19 protein-coding genes are annotated in these 21,790 nt (G+C 65.5%); 10 read left to right on the forward strand and 9 right to left on the reverse strand.

Annotated features, from left to right (window positions below):
- Nucleotides 1–75: 75 nt before the first annotated feature.
- Both R3P95_RS17995 and R3P95_RS18000 read left to right on the forward strand, forming a co-directional pair.
- Entirely contained in the window at nt 76–747 is a 672-nt protein-coding gene (locus tag R3P95_RS17995; RefSeq protein WP_094671499.1) for a TetR/AcrR family transcriptional regulator, read from the forward strand.
- A 172-nt stretch (nt 748–919) separates the two neighbouring features.
- The gene (locus R3P95_RS18000; RefSeq protein WP_149407253.1) at nt 920–2,164 is read left to right on the forward strand and encodes a lipase family protein; all 1,245 of its coding nucleotides are present in this window, start codon (nt 920–922) and stop codon (nt 2,162–2,164) included.
- A gap of 24 nt (nt 2,165–2,188) precedes the next feature.
- Here the strand turns inward: R3P95_RS18000 and R3P95_RS18005 are convergent, their stop codons facing one another.
- The gene (locus R3P95_RS18005) at nt 2,189–2,518 is read right to left on the reverse strand and encodes a YnfA family protein (RefSeq protein ID WP_068050448.1); all 330 of its coding nucleotides are present in this window, start codon (nt 2,516–2,518) and stop codon (nt 2,189–2,191) included.
- 101 nt (nt 2,519–2,619) lie between these two features.
- Between R3P95_RS18005 and phoU the strand changes: the two genes are divergently transcribed.
- From phoU to R3P95_RS18030, 5 genes are read left to right on the forward strand one after another with little or no spacing between them, the layout of a single operon-like run.
- A complete protein-coding gene (gene phoU, locus R3P95_RS18010) occupies nt 2,620–3,273 on the forward strand; it encodes a phosphate signaling complex protein PhoU (RefSeq protein WP_068050449.1) in 654 nt (217 codons plus the stop codon).
- Between the two features lie 37 nt (nt 3,274–3,310).
- A complete protein-coding gene (locus tag R3P95_RS18015; protein ID WP_068050450.1) occupies nt 3,311–4,114 on the forward strand; it encodes a transglutaminase-like domain-containing protein in 804 nt (267 codons plus the stop codon).
- 29 nt (nt 4,115–4,143) lie between these two features.
- Nucleotides 4,144–4,719: an HhH-GPD-type base excision DNA repair protein gene (locus tag R3P95_RS18020; protein WP_149407259.1), complete on the forward strand. Its 576-nt coding sequence runs from the start codon at nt 4,144–4,146 to the stop codon at nt 4,717–4,719.
- A 51-nt stretch (nt 4,720–4,770) separates the two neighbouring features.
- Nucleotides 4,771–7,164: a helicase-associated domain-containing protein gene (locus R3P95_RS18025; protein ID WP_317549054.1), complete on the forward strand. Its 2,394-nt coding sequence runs from the start codon at nt 4,771–4,773 to the stop codon at nt 7,162–7,164.
- 44 nt (nt 7,165–7,208) lie between these two features.
- Nucleotides 7,209–9,542, forward strand: coding sequence for a DNA polymerase III subunit gamma and tau (locus tag R3P95_RS18030; protein WP_317549055.1), 2,334 nt, complete (start codon nt 7,209–7,211; stop codon nt 9,540–9,542).
- A gap of 12 nt (nt 9,543–9,554) precedes the next feature.
- Here the strand turns inward: R3P95_RS18030 and R3P95_RS18035 are convergent, their stop codons facing one another.
- The gene (locus tag R3P95_RS18035; RefSeq protein ID WP_068050455.1) at nt 9,555–9,791 is read right to left on the reverse strand and encodes a hypothetical protein; all 237 of its coding nucleotides are present in this window, start codon (nt 9,789–9,791) and stop codon (nt 9,555–9,557) included.
- A 234-nt stretch (nt 9,792–10,025) separates the two neighbouring features.
- Between R3P95_RS18035 and R3P95_RS18040 the strand changes: the two genes are divergently transcribed.
- Entirely contained in the window at nt 10,026–11,237 is a 1,212-nt protein-coding gene (locus R3P95_RS18040; protein ID WP_149407263.1) for an acetyl-CoA C-acetyltransferase, read from the forward strand.
- 9 nt (nt 11,238–11,246) lie between these two features.
- The gene (locus R3P95_RS18045; protein WP_269595575.1) at nt 11,247–13,382 is read left to right on the forward strand and encodes a 3-hydroxyacyl-CoA dehydrogenase NAD-binding domain-containing protein; all 2,136 of its coding nucleotides are present in this window, start codon (nt 11,247–11,249) and stop codon (nt 13,380–13,382) included.
- A gap of 61 nt (nt 13,383–13,443) precedes the next feature.
- Here the strand turns inward: R3P95_RS18045 and R3P95_RS18050 are convergent, their stop codons facing one another.
- From R3P95_RS18050 to fadD5, 5 genes are all read right to left on the reverse strand, one after another.
- On the reverse strand, nt 13,444–14,106 hold the full coding sequence (locus R3P95_RS18050; protein WP_188078771.1) for a GntR family transcriptional regulator: 663 nt from the start codon (nt 14,104–14,106) through the stop codon (nt 13,444–13,446).
- Nucleotides 14,107–14,118: 12 nt separating this feature from the next.
- Nucleotides 14,119–15,291, reverse strand: a complete 1,173-nt coding sequence (locus R3P95_RS18055) for a cation:proton antiporter (RefSeq protein WP_269595576.1) — start codon at nt 15,289–15,291, stop codon at nt 14,119–14,121.
- Nucleotides 15,292–15,311: 20 nt separating this feature from the next.
- Nucleotides 15,312–15,794, reverse strand: a complete 483-nt coding sequence (locus R3P95_RS18060) for a cation:proton antiporter regulatory subunit (RefSeq protein WP_149407266.1) — start codon at nt 15,792–15,794, stop codon at nt 15,312–15,314.
- 67 nt (nt 15,795–15,861) lie between these two features.
- Nucleotides 15,862–16,176, reverse strand: a complete 315-nt coding sequence (gene mihF, locus R3P95_RS18065) for an integration host factor, actinobacterial type (protein WP_008712632.1) — start codon at nt 16,174–16,176, stop codon at nt 15,862–15,864.
- A gap of 246 nt (nt 16,177–16,422) precedes the next feature.
- Nucleotides 16,423–17,979, reverse strand: a complete 1,557-nt coding sequence (fadD5, locus tag R3P95_RS18070) for a fatty-acid--CoA ligase FadD5 (RefSeq protein WP_317549056.1) — start codon at nt 17,977–17,979, stop codon at nt 16,423–16,425.
- A 188-nt stretch (nt 17,980–18,167) separates the two neighbouring features.
- Here fadD5 and R3P95_RS18075 point away from each other — a divergent pair, with 188 nt between their 5' ends.
- The gene (locus R3P95_RS18075) at nt 18,168–19,355 is read left to right on the forward strand and encodes a TetR/AcrR family transcriptional regulator (protein ID WP_317549057.1); all 1,188 of its coding nucleotides are present in this window, start codon (nt 18,168–18,170) and stop codon (nt 19,353–19,355) included.
- A gap of 12 nt (nt 19,356–19,367) precedes the next feature.
- Here R3P95_RS18075 and R3P95_RS18080 read toward each other — a convergent pair whose 3' ends face one another.
- Together R3P95_RS18080 and R3P95_RS18085 are read right to left on the reverse strand one after the other, a co-directional pair.
- Nucleotides 19,368–20,264 (reverse strand): oxygenase MpaB family protein, encoded by an 897-nt coding sequence (locus R3P95_RS18080; protein ID WP_317549058.1) that lies wholly within the window; start codon nt 20,262–20,264, stop codon nt 19,368–19,370.
- 2 nt (nt 20,265–20,266) lie between these two features.
- Nucleotides 20,267–21,784: an aldehyde dehydrogenase family protein gene (locus tag R3P95_RS18085; protein ID WP_394855438.1), complete on the reverse strand. Its 1,518-nt coding sequence runs from the start codon at nt 21,782–21,784 to the stop codon at nt 20,267–20,269.
- Between the last annotated feature and the right edge of the window lie 6 nt (nt 21,785–21,790).

Consider the following 21,790-nt stretch of genomic DNA (forward strand, 5'->3'; position numbering starts at 1 on the left):
TACCCTCCGGTTGTAGAACAAGGTAGCAGCGAAGTGGAGGAATGTCCTCCGCTTATCGGGTGAAACGGACATCGAATGAGTGTGAGAGCGGACACAGCGGCATCGAAGCCACTTCGGGCTGATGCCGAACGCAATCGACGTCGCATCGTCGACGCGGCCCGCGAACTGTTCGCGTCACACGGCATCGACATCACGCTCGACGACGTCGCGGCGCACGCCAAGGTGGGCGTCGGCACCGTCTATCGGCGGTTCTCGTGCAAGGAAGAACTGATCGACGGCGTGTTCGAGCAGCGTCTCGAAGACATGCTCGCGACCGCCGAACGGGCGCTCGAAGCCGAGGATCCGTGGGACGGGTTGGTGCAGTTCCTCGGCGATGTGTGCGCGGGAATGGCACTCGATCGCGGTCTCGGAGACGTCGTACTCGGGTCCGATCAGGGCTGCCGAGGGATCGCTCAGGTTCGCTCGCGCATCGATCCGTTCTTCGAGAAGATCGTCGAACGAGCACTGGCATCCGGTCAGCTTCGGCCCGACGTCGCCGTCAACGACTTCTATCCGGTGCTCGGCATGATCGGCGCGAGCGTCGAATTCTCCAGCACCGTCGACGCGTCGAACTGGCGACGCTATTTCACCGTGTTGCTCGACGGTCTGCGCGGCGACGGCGTTCCAAGGTCGACGCTGCCGGGGCGGCCCTTCACCAGCGACGAGGTCGATGCGGCCAAGACGGCGATGCATCGTCGTCGACGCTGATCGTGAGGACACCGAACTAGCCCTATGCGTTGTGTGACGCATCACGTAAGGTGCGTCACGATAAGTGCTACACGGGGTAGCGCTCACTTGAAGTCAAGTGATCGACGTTGGGGGTTATCAGGTGCGTTGCAAGCGCGTGTTCGGGTCGGCTGTGGCGGTAGCAGCAGTATTCATGGGGGTGACGGCACCCGCGGTGTCAGCGGCACCCTCGACGGGATCGACCGTCGAATCCGATTTCTACATTCCACCGAGCCCGCTCCCCGCAGGCTCCCCGGGTGACGTGATCCGGTCCGAGCCCTCGCATCTCGCGCTGTCGGTTCCCGGGATCGGTGGCCCACTGCCCGGTGCGGCAACCCGAATCATGTACCGCAGCAACGATTCCAACGGCGAAGCCAATGCTGTCACGGGAACCTACATCGATCCCGCCGCGGAGTGGACCGGGCCCGGCCCGCGTCCGCTCGTCGTCCTCGCCCCGGGAACCCAGGGACAGGGCGATCAGTGCGCGCCGTCGAAGATGCTCAACAACGTCATCACCTACACTCCGCCGCTCGGCTTCATGGTCGAGTACGAGGTGCTCGCGGCATACTCGCTGCTCTCGCAGGGTTACGGCGTGGTCATCACCGACTACGAGGGCCTCGGTACGCCGGGTGCGCACACGTACGTCAACCGCGCGTCGGAAGCTCACGCTGTGCTCGACGCGGCCCGCGCCGCACAGAACCTGCAGGGCACCAAGATTTCCGCCGACGGCCCGGTGGCCGCGTACGGCTACTCGCAGGGCGGCGGAGCAGCCGCTGCTGCAGCGGAACTCGCCGATGAGTACGCACCCGAGATGAACCTCGTCGGCACCTACGCCGGCGCACCTCCCGCAGATCTGAAGGCGACCCTCGAGCAGGTCGACGGCACCATTCTCACCGGAGTCATCGGATACACCCTCAACGGTCTGCTCAACTCCGATCCGGGTCTCCAGCCCATCATCGACGAGAACATCAACGACGCAGGCAAGGCCATGCTGAATCTGGTCGCGAATCAGTGTGTGGGGGAAACGATTCTGAACGTCGGGCTGCACCGCACCAACGAGTACACCAAGACCGGCGAGCCGCTCTCGGTGGTGCTGGACAGGCTGCCGGTCGCTCAGGAGATCCTGGCCAAGAACAAGATCGGTGAGCGGACGCCGAATGCCCCGGTGCTGATTCAGTCCGGTACGTCCGACGACATCGTTCCCCACGGACAGGCCGTCGGACTGGCCGGTGACTGGTGCGGCAAGGGTGCCACCGTGCAACTGAGCGCCGCGCAGGTTCCGGCCATCGTGCCGGGTTCGGGTGCCGGACACCTGATTCCGGATATCCTCGGCCTCGGCGAGGCGCAGAACTGGATCAAGGACCGGTTCTACGGGGTGCCCGCGCCGTCCAACTGCTGATCTTCTCGGTACGGCCCGCGTGAGTCAGCGCGGGCCGTACATGATCACCGCGACGCCGATGAGTGCGATCGACGCTCCGGTGATGTCCCACCGGTCGGGTCGGAAACCGTCGACCACCATTGCCCAGAGCAACGATCCCGCGACGAACACCCCGCCGTACGCCGCCAGAATCCGGCCGAAGTTCGCGTCGGGTTGCAGAGTCGCCACGAAGCCGTAGGCGCCGAGAGCGATCACCCCGGCTCCGGCCCACAGCCACCCGCGATGCTCTCGAATTCCTTGCCATACCAACCATGCTCCGCCGATCTCGAACAGAGCGGCGACGCCGAACAGCACTATCGACTTCAACACAGTCATGGCGTTCAGCGTCGCACAGCGCCGTGGGAGGTGTAGAAACAAGTGTTCGGGGGTAAGGCCTACAGGCCCAACAGGGCCGAACGGTAGGGGTTGAGTACTTCATGCGGGACAGTTACGCCGAGACATTGGATTCGCTGGCGTCGAATTTGTCCGAAATGTCGCGAATCGCTGAGAAGGCGATGGCGGACGCGACTCGATCGTTGTTGACGGCAGACATCGTTCTCGCCGAGCAGACCATCGAATACCGCGAAGAAATCGACATGCTCGCAGTCGAATGGGAGCACGGAGCCTTCGGCTTCCTGGCCCTGCAGGCACCCGTTGCCCACGATCTACGACGCGTCGTCTCGGGCATCAACATCGTCGCCGATCTCCAGCGCATGGGGGGCCTGGCCGTGCACATCGCCGAACTGGTTCGCCGTCGCCATCCCGCGCACGTACTGCCGCCCGAGGTCGAGGGCGTGTTCGAGCAGATGGGTCGCGTTGCCGTCGCGCAGGCCGAGTCCACGCAACGCGTCCTGGAGACCCGAGACGCCGAACTCGCCGCCGACCTGCGAATTCAGGATCAGGAGATGGACGCGCTGCACCGCAGCCTGTTCATGCTGACCTCCGCGCCCGACTGGCCGCACGGCGTTCCTGCCGCAGTGGACATCACGCTGCTCGGGCGCTTCTACGAGCGATACTCCGACCACACCGTCGAGGTCGCCAAACGAGTCATCTTCCTGGTGACCGGCGATCGCCCCACCGACGAGTCATAGTCTGCGCGAACGGCTCGAAGATGGCAGGATCGGCACGATGAAACGTGATGTCTCTGCGTACCTCGATGTCGACGTGACCGAGGCCAGCACCCTCGAGTTCCAGATCGCAATTGCACCGCATCCAGGAACCGATGTGTGGGAAGCACTCTCGTTCACACTCGACGGTCAGCCGATCGAGGCGCAGGAGATCAGCGGTGCTCACGGCACCCGCATCCACAAGATTCACGCCGGCGTCGGCAAGCTCGAGGCGTCGTACTCGGCGACCATCTACGGAAACACCGAGCCCGCTCCGGTCTCCGACTACGACCTCTCGCTGTACCTGCGGCCCAGCCGCTACGCCGAAGCCGACAAGTTCTTCGGCTTCGCAGCAACGGAATTCGGCTCTTACCCGCCGTCGGAGAAGTTGCTCGCCGAGGTGTCCTCGTGGGTCGGCGCGCGGCTGAGCTACGTACCGGGCAGCAGCGACCCCATCGACGGCGCAGTCGACACCCTCCTTGCCGGTGCCGGCGTCTGCCGCGATTACACCCACCTCGTGGTTGCGCTGCTGCGTGCCGTCAACGTCCCTGCTCGCCTGGTCGCGGTGTACGCGCCGGGCTGCGATCCCATGGACTTCCATGCGGTCGCCGAAGCATTCGTCGAAGGCCAGTGGCGAGTGGTGGACGCGACCTGCCTCGCACCGCGATCGACCCTCGTGCGCATCGCCACCGGACGCGACGCATCCGACACCGCCTTCCTGGACAACCACGGCGGATCGATCATCCTCAACAGCGCCGTCGTCGGAGCCGTCGTCGACGGCCCATTGCCCTTCGACGACATCACACAGTTGGTGTCGATCACCTGACCCCAGGGGTGCGTGGCAGGATCGAGGCCATGTCCCGCACACTGCACCTCGTCGGCGATCCTGAGGCCGATGCACTGCTCGCCGAGGATCCGTTCGCGCTGCTGATCGGCATGCTGCTCGATCAGCAGGTACCGATGGAATCGGCGTTCGCAGGACCGAAGAAGCTCGTCGACCGTCTCGGCGATCTGAACGTCGATACCGTCGCCGACGCCGATCCCGACGAGTTCGCTGCCCTGTGCGCGCAGACCCCGGCCGTCCACCGGTTCCCGGGTTCGATGGCCAAGCGCATCCAGGGGCTCGCGGCGTTCCTGGTCGAGAACTACGACGGCAAGCCGCAGGAGATCTGGACTCGGGACGATCCAAACGGTGCCGAAGTACTGAAGCGTCTCAAGGCCCTCCCCGGCTACGGCGATCAGAAGGCCCGCATCTTCCTCGCGCTGCTCGGCAAGCAGATGGGCGTCACGCCCGACGGGTGGCGCAAGGCCGCCGGAGCGTACGGCGACGACGGTGCGCGTCGATCCATCGCCGACGTGGTGGACGAGAAATCGCTGCTCGAGGTACGTGAATTCAAGAAGGCAGCGAAAGCCGCAGCCAAGAACAAATAGGTATGTCGGTGCCCGTCGATACAGTGGCCAGAACTTTCACCGGGGGGCGAAATGACCGACAGTATCGAGACCTACGAGGGCTGGCTGGCGTCTCTCGACGAGGACGCACTGACCGATCTGCTGCACCGTCGGCCGGACGTGGCGACCGACCCGCCACCGCGCTCGTTCGGCTTGCTCGCGCAGTTGCTCGGTGCACCGTCTCGGGTGTCGATGCTGCCGCGTCGACTCGACAGCGGCGCGCTCGCTCTCCTCGAATTGTTCGCGCTCATGGGCGACCTGAGCCGCGCCGAGATCGGGCACTGGGCGAGTGAGGGATCGGTCAACGAGACGCCGCACATCGATGCCGCTCTCGCCACACTGACGGCCTACGGGTTGATCTGGCCGCACTCCTCGCCCGGTGCAGGCACGGTCGAATACTCACCCATCGATCTGTCCGGGGTGTTCTCGCATCCGTTCGGACTTGCCCGCAGGCAGCGAAAACTGTTCCTGCACTGCGCCGTCGAGCAGGACCGGCTGGCTGTGCTGTCGATCCTCGGAATCGACCCGGCGCTCGAGCGAGGGACGCGCGCCGACGCCATTGCAGCCGCGATGACGCCCGAACGGATCAGGGCGCTGTTCGACGGCGGGTCGGAGGAGATGCGAGCGATGTTGTCTCGCTTCGTCGATGGCAAGCCGGTGTCACTGATCTTCGACATTCCGTCGAGCGCGGGGACCCTTGCCTTCGAGCGGGGATTGTTGTATCGACTCGACGGGCACCGCGTCGAGATGCCGCTGGAGGTGAGCATCGCCCTGCGCGGGGTCGGGTGGCGTCTGCCCATCGAAGCCACGCCGCCGACCTTCGAGACCCGCGTGCTCTCGCACGACGACGTGCGGCGCACTCGTTCCATCGCACTGCTGCAGTTCTGCGAACACACGCAGGCATTGCTGACGGCCATCGACGCCGACGGCCTGACGACGATGAAGACCGGCGGCGTCAGTGCCAAGGAACTTCGGTCGCTGACGAGCAGGTTGGGGTTCGCCGACGAACACGACACCGCGTTGATGTTGATGCTGGCACGCGAAGCCGGGCTGCTGGCCGAACGCGGAAAGACCGGCGTCGCGTTGCCCTCGGCCTACGAGACATGGTCGACGAGCGCCCGAGCCGAACAGGCGGCGACGCTGGTGACCGCGTGGTGGAGTTCGCCCATCACTCCCACCCACCGAGTGCCCCGTGCGTCGCAGAAGACCGTTCCCGTGCTCAAGAAGATGCTCGACGACCCCGCGGCAGCGGACCTGCGCGCGACGGCGCTGACAGCTCTGCTCCGATACGAGGACGTCGCCTCGCCGGTGACGGTTCTGCAGGATGCCGAGGAGTTCGCCCGGTACCTGGACTGGCACATCCCGGTCGTCTCGACGAGCGCCGGGCCCGGCCACGTGCACGCGCTGTGGTTGGAGGCGAGTCGACTCGGTATACTGGCCGACGGTGCACCGACCGATCTGTGCCGCACCCTCACCGAGTTCCCCGCGGGTCGAGACGGTGACCCGCGCGAAATCCGTGCGGCTCTGGCCGCACAGTTGCAGGACATGGCCGAGTGGGTTCCGTTCTCCGTTCGGCTGTTGCCCGATTCCACCGCGGTGGTGACCGGACCACCCAGTACCGAGGTGGCGTCGATTCTCGGCGCGGCCGCGCAGCCCGAGTCGAGGGACGTGGCGTCGGTCTGGCGGTTCACTCCCGCGACCATTCGAGGGTTCTTCGACACCGGCGGCACCGGCGACGAGCTGATCGATGCGTTGACCGCGATGGCCGACACCGACGTACCCCAGGCTCTGAGCTACACGATCCGGGACTGCTGGCGTACCTACGGCGCACTGGCCGTGCGCAGAATTCCCTGCGCCATCGTCTCCGAGGACGTCGTCCTGCTGACCAACATCGAGACCGACGAGTCCCTGGCCGTGCTGCAGTTCCAGCGCCTCGCTCCCACCGTTCTGGTCAGTTCTGCCACGCCGATCGACACCATCGCGGTACTCCGCAGGCACGGATACTCCCCGGTACGGCACTCCGACACCGGGCAACTCCAACTCGACAGCGCACCTCGCATCCGCGCGGGGGACACCCGGCCGACGCATCGTGCCGTCCACCCGGCACGGCACCGACGCGAACCACGCGAGCTCGCGCGGCTCCTGCTGGCCGGCAGCAGCGGAACCGTCGACGAGGCACGAGTGCGGTCTGCGCTGGATTCCCACAGCCGACTGCTGCCGCGAGAGCTGGATCTGTTGACCGACGCCGCAGCGCGCGGCACACCCGTCACGATCGACTATCAGAACTCCAGGGGAGCCATCGTGCGGCACGCGATCTCGGATGCGTTGCAGGACGGCCATTGGCTGTACGCGCTGTCGGAATCGACCGGAAGCCGCGAGAGCTTCGCCGTCATGAACATCAGAGCGGTATCCACCGCCGCACAATGACCGGCGATGCAACTGTGTCCGTGGTCGCCGGTACCCTTTCGGGCGTGGCCCTCTACCGGAAGTACCGCCCTGCGACGTTCGCCGAGGTCGTCGGTCAGGAGCACGTCACCGAGCCGATCAGCGTGGCGTTGGACAGCAACAGAATCAACCACGCCTACCTCTTCTCCGGGCCGCGCGGCTGCGGAAAGACTTCCTCGGCGCGGATCCTCGCCCGATCGCTGAACTGCGCCGAAGGTCCCACGTCGACGCCCTGCGGCGTGTGCAACTCCTGCGTCGCCCTCGCCCCGGGCGGACCAGGCAACTTCGACGTCGTCGAGATGGACGCGGCCAGCCACGGTGGCGTCGACGATGCCCGTGATCTGCGAGACAAGGCCGTGTATGCCCCGGCCGAATCGCGCTACGTCATCTTCATCATCGACGAGGCACACATGGTGACCCCGGCGGGCTTCAACGCGTTGCTCAAGGTCGTCGAGGAACCGCCCGAGCACCTCGTCTTCATCTTCGCGACCACCGAACCCGAGAAGGTTCTCCCCACCATCCGCTCGCGTACCCACCACTACCCGTTCCGGCTGCTCGCGCCGTCGACGATGCGCGTTCTGCTGGAAAAGATCTGCGGCCAGGAACAGGTTCCGGTCGAAGACGCGGTCTACCCGTTGGTCATCCGCGCCGGCGGCGGCTCGCCCCGTGACTCGCTCAGCGTCATGGATCAGCTCCTGGCCGGAGCCGGGCCGGAAGGCGTCACGTACCCGCGGGCACTGTCGCTGCTCGGCGTCACCGACGTCGCGCTGATCGACGAGGCCGTCGACGCATTGGCTGCGGGCGACGGCGGCGCACTGTTCGGCACCGTCGACAAGGTGATGGACGCCGGCCACGATCCACGCCGGTTCGCCATCGACCTCCTCGATCGCATGCGAGACCTGATCCTGATGAAAGCCGTGCCCGACGCCGGAGAACGCGGTCTGGTCGACGTGCCGGGCGACGTACTCGAGCGACTTCGTGACGAGGCCGATCTGCTCGGCTCGGCGACGCTGACTCGCTACGCCGAGATCGTGCACTCGGGACTCGGCGAGATGCGTGGTGCCACCGCCCCGCGTCTGCTGCTCGAAGTGATGTGCGCCCGCATGCTGCTGCCCTCGGCCTCCGACGCGGAATCGGCGGTGCTGCAACGACTCGAACGCGTCGAACGTCGCTTGGACGTCACCCTTCCGGCGGGGGAGCAGGCAGCCGTCGCCCAGGCAGTGGCGGATCCGACGCGACCGCAACTGCAACCCACCGAGGAGCCCGCCCCCTCGGGTCCGGCACCGGTGAGCAAATTCCAGCGACCGTCACAGCGCCCACCGGCCGCAGAGCCGACAGCGCCCGCACCGGCTCCGGTGGCGGCCGCACCCGCAGTCTCAGTCCCCACACCGGCACCAGCCCCAACGCCCGAGCCCACGCCGACACCTGAACCCGAACCGACACCTGAGCCGGTTCCGACCCCCGAGCCCGCGCCGACACCCGAGCCCGAGCCGACACCTGAGCCGGTCCCGACACCTGAGCCCGAGCCGACACTCGAGCCTGCGCCGGTGCCGACCCCCGAGCCCGCCCCGGAACCCGCTCCCGTGCAACAGGATTCGCCTCCGACCGCCCCGGCTGCATCAACTGCCCCGACGCCGCATGAGGATTTTCCGCCGGAGCCCGAGGACGATTACGGTCCCGAACCGGATCCCGTGTTCGAGTCGGAACCGGAACCCGTGGCGGCCCCTGCAGCCGCGTCGAGCGAACCCGACGCAGCCGCGGTTCGCGCGGTGTGGTCCGAGGTGCGTACGAAAGTGCGGGAGCGGAGCCGGACCGTCGAGGTGATGCTCTCCGGAGCCTCGGTGCGTGCTGTCGAGAACGGCACCATCACGCTCGGCCACGACTCGGCACCGTTGGCCAAGCGGCTCGAGGAGCCCCGCAATGCCGACGTCATTCGCGACGCTCTGCGTGACGTGTTCGGCGTCGAATGGTCGGTGGTATGTCTGGTCGGTGCCGCGGCACCACCGGAACAGTCATCAGCAAAAAAAGATGAACCGGCAGCGAAACCCGCGTCGCTGCCGAAGTTCTCGAGGCCGAGCCAGGCAGGGGCTCCCCGTCCCACGTCGGACGGGTTCGGATCAGCGGGCGACGGATCCTCGGCCGGCATCGGGGCGGACGACATTCCGATGCCGGAAGCCCCGGACTATCCGGACGAGCCCGAGCCGGTAGGGCCACCGCCGCCGGAGACCCCGGAGGACGAGGAAGAGTTGCTCAAGGCTGCCGCCGAGCCTGCCGATCCCACGGTTCGCCGGGACCCGGAGACAGTCGCGATGGAACTGCTGGTGAGCGAACTGGGAGCGGTACCGCTCAAAGAGATCTGATCGACGGGTGACTCAGCCGACGGTGAGATCCTCGTTGTCGGCGAACACCAGGCGGCCACTGTCGAGTGCCACGGCCCAACGCCGTGCCACCGCCCATTCCCTCGACGTGGTGTCGGGGGTCTGCACGCCGAAATCCTCGACGATGGCTCCGGTCTCGTAGGCGTCCTGACCGGACTCGTCGTCGGTGCCGGTGGTGTGAATGCGTACTTTGACGCGGGCGCCCACGGTCAGTTCGTTGTCGGTTTCCATGGAGGGTCTTCTTCCGCGCTCGGTAGATCTGATCTATCCGAGTGTCCCATGCCGACTTCGTTCAAACCTGAACTTCCGCGCCGGTCATGGAGAACGCTCGTTTCGGTCCTTATGTCGGATCGACCCGCGGTCCTACTGTGAAGTGAGCTGAGGTCTGTTGTGGCCTCGCATCGACGCGGTCGGCCAACACGGCGACGGCGACGCCGATCGAGAATGTGGAAGGAACTGCGCGCTGTGACTACAGAGGCATTCATTTATGAAGCCATCAGGACTCCCCGAGGCAAAGGAAAGAACGGCTCCCTGCACTCGGTGAAGCCGATTTCCCTGGTGACCGGCCTGATCGACGAGCTTCGTCGACGTTTCCCCGACATGGACGAGAACCGGATCTCCGACCTCATCCTCGGAGTGGTCTCGCCCGTCGGAGACCAGGGTGCCGACATTGCCCGCACTGCCGTGCTTGCTGCGAAGATGCCCGACACAGTCGGTGGCTTCCAGCTCAACCGTTTCTGCGCGTCCGGCCTCGAGGCCGTCAACCTGGCCGCGCAGAAGGTGCGTTCCGGTTGGGACGAGCTCGTCGTCGCCGGTGGCGTCGAGTCGATGTCGCGTGTGCCGATGGGCAGTGACGGCGGCGCGTGGGCCATGGACCCCGCCACCAACTACGACACGTACTTCGCCCCGCAGGGCATCGGTGCCGACCTCATCGCCACCATCGAGGGCTTCACCCGTGAAGACGTCGACGCCTACGCCGCGCAGTCGCAGGAGCGTGCCGCGGCAGCGTGGTCGGGTGGATACTTCGCCAAGTCCGTCGTACCGGTCACCGACCAGAACGGTCTGCTGATCCTCGATCAGGACGAGCACATGCGTCCGGGTAGCACCGTCGAATCGCTCGGCAAGCTGAACCCGGCCTTCACCGGTATCGCTGCCATGGGCGGATTCGACGACGTCGCACTGCAGAAGTACCACTGGATCGAGAAGATCGAACACGTCCACACCGGCGGTAACAGCTCCGGCATCGTCGACGGCGCAGCACTCGTCCTCGTCGGCAGCGAGCAGGCCGGCAAGGATCTGAACATGGTTCCGCGGGCGCGCATCGTCGCCACGGCCACCAGCGGTGCCGACACGACCATCATGCTCACCGGGCCGACCCCGGCGTCGAAGAAGGTTCTCGCCACCGCGGGGCTGACCGTCGACGACATCGATCTCTTCGAGCTCAACGAGGCGTTCGCGTCCGTGGTGCTGCGGTTCCAGAAGGATCTGAAGATTCCGAACGAGAAGCTCAACGTCAACGGCGGAGCCATCGCCATGGGCCACCCCTTGGGAGCTACCGGCGCGATGATCACCGGCACCGTGCTCGACGAGCTCGAGCGCCGCGGCGGTCGTTACGCGTTGATCACCCTGTGCATCGGCGGCGGCATGGGCGTTGCCACCATCATCGAGCGAGTCTGAGGTAAAGGCATGAGCAACAACATGATTCAGTGGGACCAGGACGCCGACGGCATCGTCACGCTGACAATGGACGACCCCAACCAGGGCGCCAACACGATGAACCAGCTGTACAAGGACTCGATGGGCGCCACCGTCGAACGCCTCGAGGCCGAGGTCGACTCCATCACCGGTGTCGTGATCACGTCCGCCAAGAAGACGTTCTTCGCCGGCGGCGATCTGCACACCCTCATCGCAGCCAAGCCCGAGGACGCCCAGCAGGTGTTCGACGAGGTTCAGGAAGTCAAGGGGCAGCTGCGTCGCATCGAGAAGCTCGGTAAGCCGGTCGTGTCCGCCATCAACGGCGCAGCACTCGGCGGCGGACTCGAGATCGCCCTCGCGACGCATCACCGCATCGCGGCCGATGTTTCCGGCGTCCAGATCGGTCTGCCCGAGGTCTCGCTCGGACTGCTTCCCGGCGGCGGCGGCGTTGCTCGCATCACGCGACTGCTCGGCATTCAGACCGGTTTCATGACCGTCCTCGCCCAGGGCACCCGGTTCCGTCCGGCGAAGGCTCTCGAGATCGGTCTGATTCACGAATTGGTCGGCAGCATCGACGAATTGGTGCCCGCTGCCAAGGCGTGGATCAAGGCCAACCCCGAGGGTGGCGTCGCACCGTGGGACGTCAAGGGCTACAAGATCCCCGGCGGAACGCCGTCGAACCCGAAGCTCGCGCAGATCCTGCCTGCATTCCCGTCCAACCTGCGCAAGCAGATCAAGGGCGCACCGATGCCGGCTCCGCGTGCGATTCTCGCTGCGGCAGTGGAGGGTGCGCAGGTCGATTTCGACAACGCGTGCACCATCGAGTCGCGGTACTTCACCGAGTTGGTCACCGGTCTGGTGTCCAAGAACATGATTCAGGCGTTCTTCTTCGACCTGCAGGCGATCAACGCCGGTAAGTCCCGCCCGGACGGCATCGAGAAGACCACGTTCACCAAGGTCGCGGTTCTCGGCGCAGGCATGATGGGCGCGGGTATCGCGTACGTGTGTGCCAAGGCCGGAATCGATGTGGTGCTCAAGGACGTCGCCCTCGAATCGGCTCAGAAGGGCAAGGCCTACTCCGAGGCCATCGAGGCCAAGGCGCTCTCCCGTGGCAAGACCACCCAGGAGAAGTCCGACGCTCTGCTCGCCCGTATCCACCCGACGGCCGACGCCAAGGACGTCGAAGGCGCAGACCTCGTCATCGAGGCCGTCTTCGAGTCGGAAGAGTTGAAGCAGAAGGTGTTCCAGGAGATCGAGGACCTCGTCGATCCGACGGCGCTGCTCGGTTCCAACACCTCGACGCTGCCCATCACGAGCCTCGCTCAGGGCATCAAGCGTCAGGAAGACTTCATCGGAATCCACTTCTTCTCACCCGTGGACAAGATGCCGCTGGTGGAGATCATTCGCGGCGAGAAGACGTCGGATGCAGCCTTGGCCAAGGCATTCGACCTGGTGCAGCTCATCAAGAAGACCCCGATCGTCGTCAACGACAGTCGCGGCTTCTTCACCTCGCGTGTCATCGGCACGTTCATCAACGAGGCCATCGCGATGTTGGGCGAGGGCGTCGAGCCGTCGACCATCGAGCAGGCCGGTCTGCAGGCCGGTTACCCGGCTGCGCCGCTGCAGCTCTCGGACGAGCTCACGCTCAACCTGATGCAGAAGATCCGCAAGGAGACCTACGACGCGCTCATCGCCGCGGGTCAGACTCCTCCCGAGGATCCGGCCGGTGCCGTCATCGACAAGATGGTCGACGAGTTCGAGCGTCCGTCGAAGGCCAAGGGTGCGGGCTTCTACGAGTACGAGGACGGCAAGCGCGCCGGACTGTGGCCCGGACTGCGTGATGCGTTCAAGTCGGGCTCGGCGGACATCCCGTTCGAGGACCTCAAGGAGCGCATGCTGTTCATCGAGGCCATCGAGACGCAGAAGTGCTTCGACGAGGGTGTCCTGAACACCACCGCCGACGCCAACATCGGCTCGATCTTCGGCATCGGATTCCCCGCCTGGACAGGAGGCGTGCACCAGTACGTCGTCGGCTACCCGGGTGGTCAGGCCGGATTCGTCACTCGTGCAGACGAATTGGCGAAGAAGTACGGCGATCGCTTCCAGGTTCCCGCCTCGCTGCGCTGACCCCATGTGAGTGGAACCTCGTAGCAGGCTACGAAGTTCCGCGCACATGCGCGTAGCGCACTCAACCGCGGTGCGCGATCAACCTCTCGGCGCCGTCTGTGAATTGTTGCTTCATCAATTCGCAGGCGGCGTCGATGTCGTTTCGAACGAGTGCCTCGATGAGGGCCTCGTGGTTGCGTACTGTCGCTCGGCCCCAGTCGCGGTCGGTGGCGTAGAGGCGGGTGGGTGTGTAGCGGGTGGCGTTGTTGAGAAACCACGCCAGTTTCGCGGATTCGGCGAGTCGGTTGAGGACTCGGTGGAACTCGAACTCGCAGTTCTCCACGTCCTCCGGCCGACCGTTCTCGACGGCGATCGACAGTGCGGCGGTGAGCTCGGCGAGCCGGTCGAGCTCGGCCTCGGTGATCTTCGGCGCGGCGCGGCGAACCAGCTCGGCGGCGATGTGGCCCTGCAGCCAGAAGATGTCGACGATGTCGCTCGGCGTCAGGGGCGAGACCTTGTATCCGCGATGCGGGACGAGTTCGACGATGCCCTCACCCCGCAGCGTCAGCAGCGCCTCACGAACCGGAGTGACGCTCACCCCGAGTTCGGCGGCGGTCTCGTCGAGTCGGATGAAGTCGCCTGGGCTCACTTCGCCGGACATGACGAGATGCCGGACGTGGTTGGCCACCTCCTCCGACAGCTGCGGCCGTCGGCGCAGAACCGATGCTCGACGCTTGTCCACCATTCCGAAAGCCAATCACACGGCGGGCTTCGTGCGAAGGAGGACCTTCGCGACCGGTTCGACGACTCGCGCCGCGATGGGCCCCAGGATGGCCATCAGCAGCACGTATGCCGTGGCCAGAGCAGCCAGCTCGCCCTCGACGGCACCCGCGGCCACGGCCAGCCCGGCGATGACGATGGAGAACTCGCCACGCGCCACCAATGCCGCACCGGCGCGCAGTCGGCCCGGCCGCCCTATTCCTTGACGCCTGGCCGCCCACCAGCCCGTCGCGATCTTGGTCGCTGCGGTGGCAACCGCCAGGACGACGGCCCAGCCGAGCACCGGCGGGATGGTTGCCGGATCGGTGGCGAGCCCGAACACCACGAAGAACATCGCCGCGAACAGATCTCGAAGAGGTTCGAGAACGCGGGTGGCGTTGGCGGCCGTGGAGCCGGAGATCGCGATACCGAGCAGGAATGCGCCGACGGCGGCCGAGACCTGCAGTTCCGACGCGATTCCGGCCACCAGCAGGGCAGCGCCGAGGACGTTGAGGAGCATGACCTCACGGTCCTTGCTGTCGAGCAGCGCAGAGACCGAGCTGCCGTAGCGCAGAGCGATGACCAGGACGATCGTGACCACCAGCAGGGAGATTCCGAGAGCTTCGAGCCCGCCGAGGAAACTGGCACCCATCAGAACGGTGGTGAGGATCGGCAGGTAGACGGCCATCGCAAGGTCCTCGAACACCAGGATGGACAGCACGATGGGGGTTTCTCGGTTGCCGAGCCGGCCCAGGTCGGTGAGGACCTTGGCGATGATGCCCGAGGACGAGATGTAGGTGACACCGCCCATCACCAGCGCTCCGACGCCGCCCCAGCCGAGTATCAATGCCACCACTGCGCCTGGAGTGAAGTTCAGAGCGATGTCGACCAGGCCCGCCAGCCAGGATCGGCGCAGTCCGGTGACGAGTTCGGTGGCGGTGTACTCGAGTCCGAGCAGGAGCAGCAGCAGGATGACGCCGATTTCGCTGGCGATCTCACTGAATTCGTCGATGCCGCCGAGGCTGACGATTCCGCCGTTGCCGAAGGCGAGACCGGCGAGAAGATAGAACGGAATGGGGGAGACCCCGAACTTGCCTGCCACGCGGGCGAGTAGGCCGAGGACGAAGAACACCGCTCCCAGTTCGGTCAGAGCGAGTGCAGTCTCGGCCACCGGGTCAGACCCGACGATTGTCAGGCATTGCCGAGGATCTTGGCAGCTGCGTCCAAACCGTCGGCGGTTCCGACGGCGACCAGCAGGTCGCCGGAGACGAGGGTGAAGCCCGGAGTGGGTGACGGTTGTACTTGGCCCGCGCGCATCACTGCGACGATCGAGACGCCGGTCTTGGTGCGCATCCCGGTATCGCCGAGGGGGCGGCCGTCGAAACGCGAGCCCTTCCTGACGGGGAGCTGGCGGGTGTGGATTCCGGGGAGGTCGCGATGCTGTTCCCCGAGCTGAGCGATGAGTTGCGGCGACCCGAGCAGATTGCCCAGAGCCGCCGCTTCCTCATTGCTCAACGTGATGGATTCCTGCGTCGCATCGGGGTCGTCCTTGCGCGAGACGATCAACTCGTTCGCGCCGTCCTTGCGGGTGATGACGCCTATGCGACGCCCGGAAGCGAGGGCGAAATCCTTCCGCACCCCGATTCCCGGCAGCAGGGTCACTTCGACGTTCATGGTCGAAATGCTAGCCCTGCAGGCAACGCATTATCGCAGGATCGGGTGTGAGCCCGACCCATGTCGATCAGGATGCGACGGCAGCCAGGAGGGCTTCGCGCTGGTTTGCACCGAGGCCACCGATACGGCGGGTATCGGCGATGGACAGCTGCTCGAGCAGCTGTGCGGCGCGCACGGAACCAACACCCGGCAGGGCCTTGATCAGGGCGGACACCTTGGTCTTCTTGACGATCTCGTCGTTCTCCGCCTTGGCGAGAACGTCAGCGACGCTGAGTTCGCCGGACTTGACGGATGCGAGCAGCTTCGACCGCGCAGTGCGTGCCTCGGCCGCCTTGGCCAGCGCCGCGGTGCGCTGTTCCGGTGTCAATACTGGTAAAGCCATGGCCTGTTCTCCTCGATTGTGGTGACCCGTCGCTCGTTGACAGGTCTCGACCCTCTTGCATCGTGCCTGGTGGCTCTCCCAATCTAACCGAACAACACGACTGTCATTCCGGTCGAGCCACCGAACCTTCCCAGCCAGGCTACGTCCTATCCGATTCGGGGTGTGCCCCGACCAGCACTTCGGCCCCGTGTCGGCCCTCGAAGGGCGTCGTGTACCGGGCATGTCCGACGCCTCCCTGCCCGCCTTTCAGGCAGGTGCCGGCGAGTAGGTCTTCCGGAGTGCGACCTTGACCACCTTGCCGCTCGCGTTGCGTGGGAGGGCGTCGACGACGACCAGATCCTTGGGGTGTTTGAACCGCGCGAGATGGTCGCCGAGCCACACCAGAAGCTCGTCGAGTGTCAGGTCCGGGGTGCCGGGCGAATCGTGCAGTGCGACCACCGCGACGGGCACCTCACCCCATCTGTCGTCGGGGCGGCCGATCACTGCGGCCTCGAGGATTCGGGGGTGGGAGAACAGGACGTTCTCGACTTCGGCGCAGTAGATGTTCTCGCCGCCGGAGATGATCATGTCCTTCTTGCGGTCGACGACGAACACGAAGCCTTCCTCGTCCTGGCGTACGAGGTCGCCGGAGTGGAACCAGCCGCCGTGGAATGCGTCCGCCGTCGCGTCCGGGTTCTCCCAGTAGCCCTGCATCAATGTGGGCCCTCGATAGACGATTTCGCCGATCTCGCCCTGCGCCACGTCGTTCATCTCGTCGTCGACGACGCGCGCGGCGATGGTCGGGATGACGCGTCCGACGGAGCCGAGTTTGCGGAGGGCGTCGACACCGTCGAGCACGCAGGTGATGGGCGACATCTCCGTCTGCCCGAAGACCGCGACGTTCAGCGCTCCCGGGAACGTTGTCGACATCGCGCGCAGGACGGTGTCGGAGGCCGGGGCGGCACCCCAGGAAATGACCCGCAGGGCAAGTTCTCTCGGGTTGGCGGCCTGCTCGGCGCACATTGCCTGCCATTGCACGGGGACGAGGAAGAGATTGGTGACACCCTCGGCGGCGAGTACGTCGAGCAGAGTGCCCGGATCGAACGCACCGACCGGGTGGACGACGGTGGGAATGCCGAGCAGCAGGCTCGGCGCGAGACTGCCGAGTGCGGCGATGTGGAACATCGGTGAGGCGCAGAAACCGACCTCGTCGGTCGCGCTCATCTGCAGTGCCCGGATGCAGGTGAAGGCCTGGGCCTGCATGTTCGCATGCGTGAGCACCGCGCCCTTGGGTCTTCCGGTGGTACCCGAGGTGTACATGATCAAGGCCGGGGCGTCGTCCGGAACGTCGACGGTGTCCGCCGGCTCAGCCGCGGACAGCAGTGCCTCGTAGTCGTCCCCGACGGTGATGATTCCGTTCAGTGAATCACTCTGCGCCACAACTGCTTCGGCCAGCGGAGCGAGCGTGTCGTCGGTGATCACCAGGGTGGAGCCACTGTTCTGCGCGAGAAAGGCCACCTCGGGCGGAGTCATCCGGAAGTTCACCGGCACTGCCAGAGCCCCGAGCGCATTGATTGCCAGCACCGCCTCGAGGTACTCGGGTCGGTTGAGCATCACGATCAACACCCGGTCGCCGAATCCGATTCCGCGGCTCTGCAGAACGCCTGCGCATCTCGACACGCGGTCGTCGAGTTCGCGCCACGTGATCGATCGCCCCTGGAACCGGAGCGCCACGGCGTCGGGCTGCATGAGGGCGTGCCGTCGAACGTGGTTGTTCCAGTGGTTTCGGTTGGACAACCCGGGTTCGTTCGGGTGAGCGGCCATCGCCGGTTCCTCTCGTCAGCGGTAAGAGCAGGGGATCGAATGTGATGCAGCCTACAGATCGTGTATGGCTTTGTCCGGAGCTTCGCCGACTGCATTTCTGCAGCTCAGCACGCCAATAAGTTTGCGGTCATTCGCATCGATGCCGCTACTATGGGGAATCGAGACGACCGGCGGTGCAAGGGCAGGCGATGAACGAGACAGGTACGACGGCGCAGCGGCGTCGGCCACGGAATCGAAAGGCGCAGATTCTGGTGGCCGCGGCCGAGGCCTTCAGTGAGCGCGGCTATCACCCCGTCGGAATCGAGGACATCGCCGCCACCGTCGGCATTTCCGGGCCCGCGCTGTACCGGCACTTTCCCACCAAGTACTCCTTGTTCGTCCACACAGTCATGCGGATGACCGACTCGTTGGTCGCGGCAACCGATCCGGCCGTCATCGATGTGGAGGATCCGCAGGCTCGCATCGACGCGGTCATCGGTGCCATCATCGCCACCACCCTCGACAATCGGCGCACCGGTGGGTTGTATCGATGGGAGGGGCGCTATCTGGTCGGTTCGGACCGTGAGTACTTACGCCGAGCGCTGCGAACGGTGCACGAGCGGGTGACGGTCCCGCTGCGACAGCTTCGCCCCGATCTGTCCGAATCCGATGCAGCGCTGCTGGCCACCGCGGCAATCAGTGTGGTCGCCAGCATCACCGCGCATCGATCGGCGTTGTCGGCCAAGCAGATCGAGGAGTCGATGCTCGCTGCCGCACGGTCGGTTCTGTGGACCGAACTTCCGCAGCAGGGCAGCGCATCTCCTCACCGCGAATCCGTGCTCGAGCATGCATCGAAACGCGAAGAGCTGCTGCATCATTCGATCAGGCTGTTCTATCTGCACGGCTACCACGAGGTGGGCCTGGACGACATCGGCGCAGCGGCGTCGATCACTGCCTCCAGTGTGTACCGCTATTTCCCCAGCAAGGCCGAACTGCTCGAGGCTGCGTTGCACCGTGCCAACGACCAGCTCACCGACACCCTCGCCGGTGCGCTCGAGCAATCGAGCTCCCCGGTCGACGCGGTGCGGACGTTCGCCAGGCTGTACACCGAATTGACCTTCCGGCAGGGCGAACTCGTGGCCGTGTACTTCGCCGAGATCGGAAATCTACCGGCCGATCGGCGGACGACGCTGCGCAGAATTCAGCGCCACAACATCGACGGCTGGGCGCAACTACTGCGGGAAGCACGGCCGAACACGAGCGTGGTGGTCTCGAAATTTCTGATCCACGCCGCTCTCGGGTTGGTCTTCGACGTCGGTCGCACGGTGCGGTTCGAGCGCTCCGACCGAACCATGGCCCGGGTGCAGCAGACGATGACCGCGGTACTGCTGGGGTGATCGCCGCCGAACTCAGGCAGGCGTGGCCACGGCGGTGTACGGGCACGTACCAGCTCCCAGATCCCGAGGGCGGTAGCCGACGGGATAACCGGGGTAGGTCTTGTTCGACGCGTCGGCGGTGGCGCGCGATTGCGTCCGCTTGGGCAGGAACCGCTCCACGCGGGCTCGGGCACGCAGAGCCCGCACGGCGGCCCGCTCGATCGTCGCCGAGCCGGACGGGAAGCCGAAGGCACCCGCCATCCGGTCGTCCAGCAATGCGAAGACACCCTGTTTCACGGCGGGGGTGAACGCGGCGGGGTACCACGAGCAGTACAGCTCGAGGGTGTACGTGCCGATCCGTCGGTTGTCCTCGCTGAAGCGAAACGTGCGCTCCTCGTAGTCGAGCTTGAACTGCGCGAACTCGGCGTACGAGGAGGGAATGTTCTTGATCCCCATCCGCTTTCCCACTTCGCAGTAGAAGTGGAACGTTGCGAGTCGCTCCTTCGGATGCAGGCGACGCCATCCGTAGGTGTCGATCCACTCGATCGGCTCGTAGATGAACGTCGTCAACACGTAGAGCATGTCGTCGTTCGAGATGTCGAACTGCCCGTGCATCCGGTTGACCATCCGAAGCGATTCGCGCCCCCGCTCGGAGTCGTATCCGTGCTCGAGCAATTCGGCCATCAGCAGCGCGGTGTCGTCGTAGCGCTTCTGCGGCCGGTTCTCGAATTCGCCGGTCCTGACCAACAGAGCCGAGATGGTCGGCACACAGTAGGTACGGAACAACGCGAATTCGAGTGCACGCTGGTAGTCCCACGGAAACTCGTAGCCGGCGGTGATGCGGTGGATCGTGTGGCAATCCCGCACCGGGTCGAGTTCCTCGATGCGGCGGAGCCAGCCGAAGCGCCCCTTCTTCGGCTTGATGTCCATGTTCAGCCCCGTCCGTGACGAAGCTTCAGCGCCAGCACGGACAGCTTCATGTTTCGCGCTTTGCGCTTCATCGTCAGCAGATTGACCGGAGCTGCAAAACTCTGCACGGTCAACGATTTCACGGTGCTGAATTCACGGAGACCGTCGGCACCGTGGATTCGTCCGAAGCCCGAGTCGCCCGTGCCGCCGAACGGCAGCGCCGGAACACCGGCGAAGCCGAGCACCGAATTGACCGTCACGACACCGCAATCGAGCTTCTCGGCGGCGCGTCTGCCCACCGCTCCGTCCTGGGTGAACACCGATGCGCCGAGTCCGTACTTGGACGCGTTGGCGCGCTCGATGGCCTCGTCCAGATCGCGTACCTTGTTGACCACCACGGTCGGACCGAAGGTCTCTTCGGTGATCGCCGTCGAATCCTCGGGTACGTCGGTGAGAACCACCGGGTCGATGTACGGACCGTGCAACGAGTCGAGTCCGCCGACGACCGCCTTGCCGCCCTTGGCCAGAGCGTCCTCGATCTGGCCGCGCACGATGTCGCTCTGCTTACCCAGCGTCATCGGACCGTAGGACGAGGTCTTCGTTCCGCCGGGCTTCAGCGCTTTCACCGCGGCGGTGAACTCGCCGACGAAGCGGTCGTACACCGGAGCCGCGACGTAGATGCGTTCGACGCCCGCGCAGGTCTGGCCTGCGTTGCCCATAGCACCGAACGTCGCGAATTCCACTGCGGCAGTGATGTCCGCGTCTGCGTCGACGAGCATCGCGTCCTTGCCGCCGCACTCGGCGACGAGTGGGGTCAGCGACTTCGCGCAGGTGGCCATGACCTTCTTGGCCGTGGCGGTGGAGCCGGTGAACGCGATCTTGTCGACACCGGATTCGACGAGGGCGGTGCCGGTGGATCCGTCGCCGGTGATCGTCTGGAACACCGGGTGCGGAGCGGCAAGCGACTGCCACTTTTCGGCCAACCAGGTCCCGACGCCAGGCGTCAGTTCGCTCGGTTTGAACACGACGGTGTTGCCTGCCGCGAGGGCGTACGCGATCGAACCCATCGGTGTGTAGAGCGGGTAGTTCCAGGGGCCGATCACTCCGACGACACCGAACGGGCGGTACCCGACGTAGGCCTTCTGATTCACCGCGAGCAGGCCCGATCCGACCTTGCGCTGCCGCAGGATCTTCTCGGCGTTGCGGGCCGCCCAGTCGAGGTGTTCGACGCCGAGCATGACCTCGAGCAGAGAGTCCTCGTCCGGCTTGCCGGTTTCGGCGGCGATGACGGTAGCGAGGCTTGCGGCGTCCTTGGCGATGGCGGACTTGAATTCGAGCAACCACCTTTTGCGTCCGACGAAGCCCTGTACGTCCCACCAGCGCGCGGCCGACCGGGCGCGAGCGACGGCGACGTCGACTTCTGCGGTGCCCGCGATCGGATACGTGGCGAGTGCGACACCTGTTCTGGGGTCGAGGCTTTCGAAGGTGCTCTCGTTCGTTCGTTCGATCTGGTCCGTCACGGGCTCTATCCTCCAGCAGATCGCATC

This window comes from Rhodococcus cercidiphylli, assembly GCF_033042225.1.
Taxonomy (GTDB): Bacteria; Actinomycetota; Actinomycetes; order Mycobacteriales; family Mycobacteriaceae; genus Rhodococcoides.

Excerpts from the sequence above, each read along its gene's own strand:
- R3P95_RS17995 (WP_094671499.1), top strand. The coding sequence starts at position 76 with ATGAGTGTGAGAGCGGACACAGCGGCATCGAAGCCACTTCGGGCTGAT.
- R3P95_RS18000 (WP_149407253.1), top strand. The coding sequence starts at position 920 with ATGGGGGTGACGGCACCCGCGGTGTCAGCGGCACCCTCGACGGGATCG.
- R3P95_RS18005 (WP_068050448.1), bottom strand. The coding sequence starts at position 2,518 with ATGACTGTGTTGAAGTCGATAGTGCTGTTCGGCGTCGCCGCTCTGTTC.
- phoU (WP_068050449.1), top strand. The coding sequence starts at position 2,620 with ATGCGGGACAGTTACGCCGAGACATTGGATTCGCTGGCGTCGAATTTG.
- R3P95_RS18015 (WP_068050450.1), top strand. The coding sequence starts at position 3,311 with ATGAAACGTGATGTCTCTGCGTACCTCGATGTCGACGTGACCGAGGCC.
- R3P95_RS18020 (WP_149407259.1), top strand. The coding sequence starts at position 4,144 with ATGTCCCGCACACTGCACCTCGTCGGCGATCCTGAGGCCGATGCACTG.
- R3P95_RS18025 (WP_317549054.1), top strand. The coding sequence starts at position 4,771 with ATGACCGACAGTATCGAGACCTACGAGGGCTGGCTGGCGTCTCTCGAC.
- R3P95_RS18035 (WP_068050455.1), bottom strand. The coding sequence starts at position 9,791 with ATGGAAACCGACAACGAACTGACCGTGGGCGCCCGCGTCAAAGTACGC.
- R3P95_RS18045 (WP_269595575.1), top strand. The coding sequence starts at position 11,247 with ATGAGCAACAACATGATTCAGTGGGACCAGGACGCCGACGGCATCGTC.
- R3P95_RS18050 (WP_188078771.1), bottom strand. The coding sequence starts at position 14,106 with ATGGTGGACAAGCGTCGAGCATCGGTTCTGCGCCGACGGCCGCAGCTG.
- R3P95_RS18060 (WP_149407266.1), bottom strand. The coding sequence starts at position 15,794 with ATGAACGTCGAAGTGACCCTGCTGCCGGGAATCGGGGTGCGGAAGGAT.
- mihF (WP_008712632.1), bottom strand. The coding sequence starts at position 16,176 with ATGGCTTTACCAGTATTGACACCGGAACAGCGCACCGCGGCGCTGGCC.
- fadD5 (WP_317549056.1), bottom strand. The coding sequence starts at position 17,979 with ATGGCCGCTCACCCGAACGAACCCGGGTTGTCCAACCGAAACCACTGG.
- R3P95_RS18075 (WP_317549057.1), top strand. The coding sequence starts at position 18,168 with ATGAACGAGACAGGTACGACGGCGCAGCGGCGTCGGCCACGGAATCGA.
- R3P95_RS18080 (WP_317549058.1), bottom strand. The coding sequence starts at position 20,264 with ATGGACATCAAGCCGAAGAAGGGGCGCTTCGGCTGGCTCCGCCGCATC.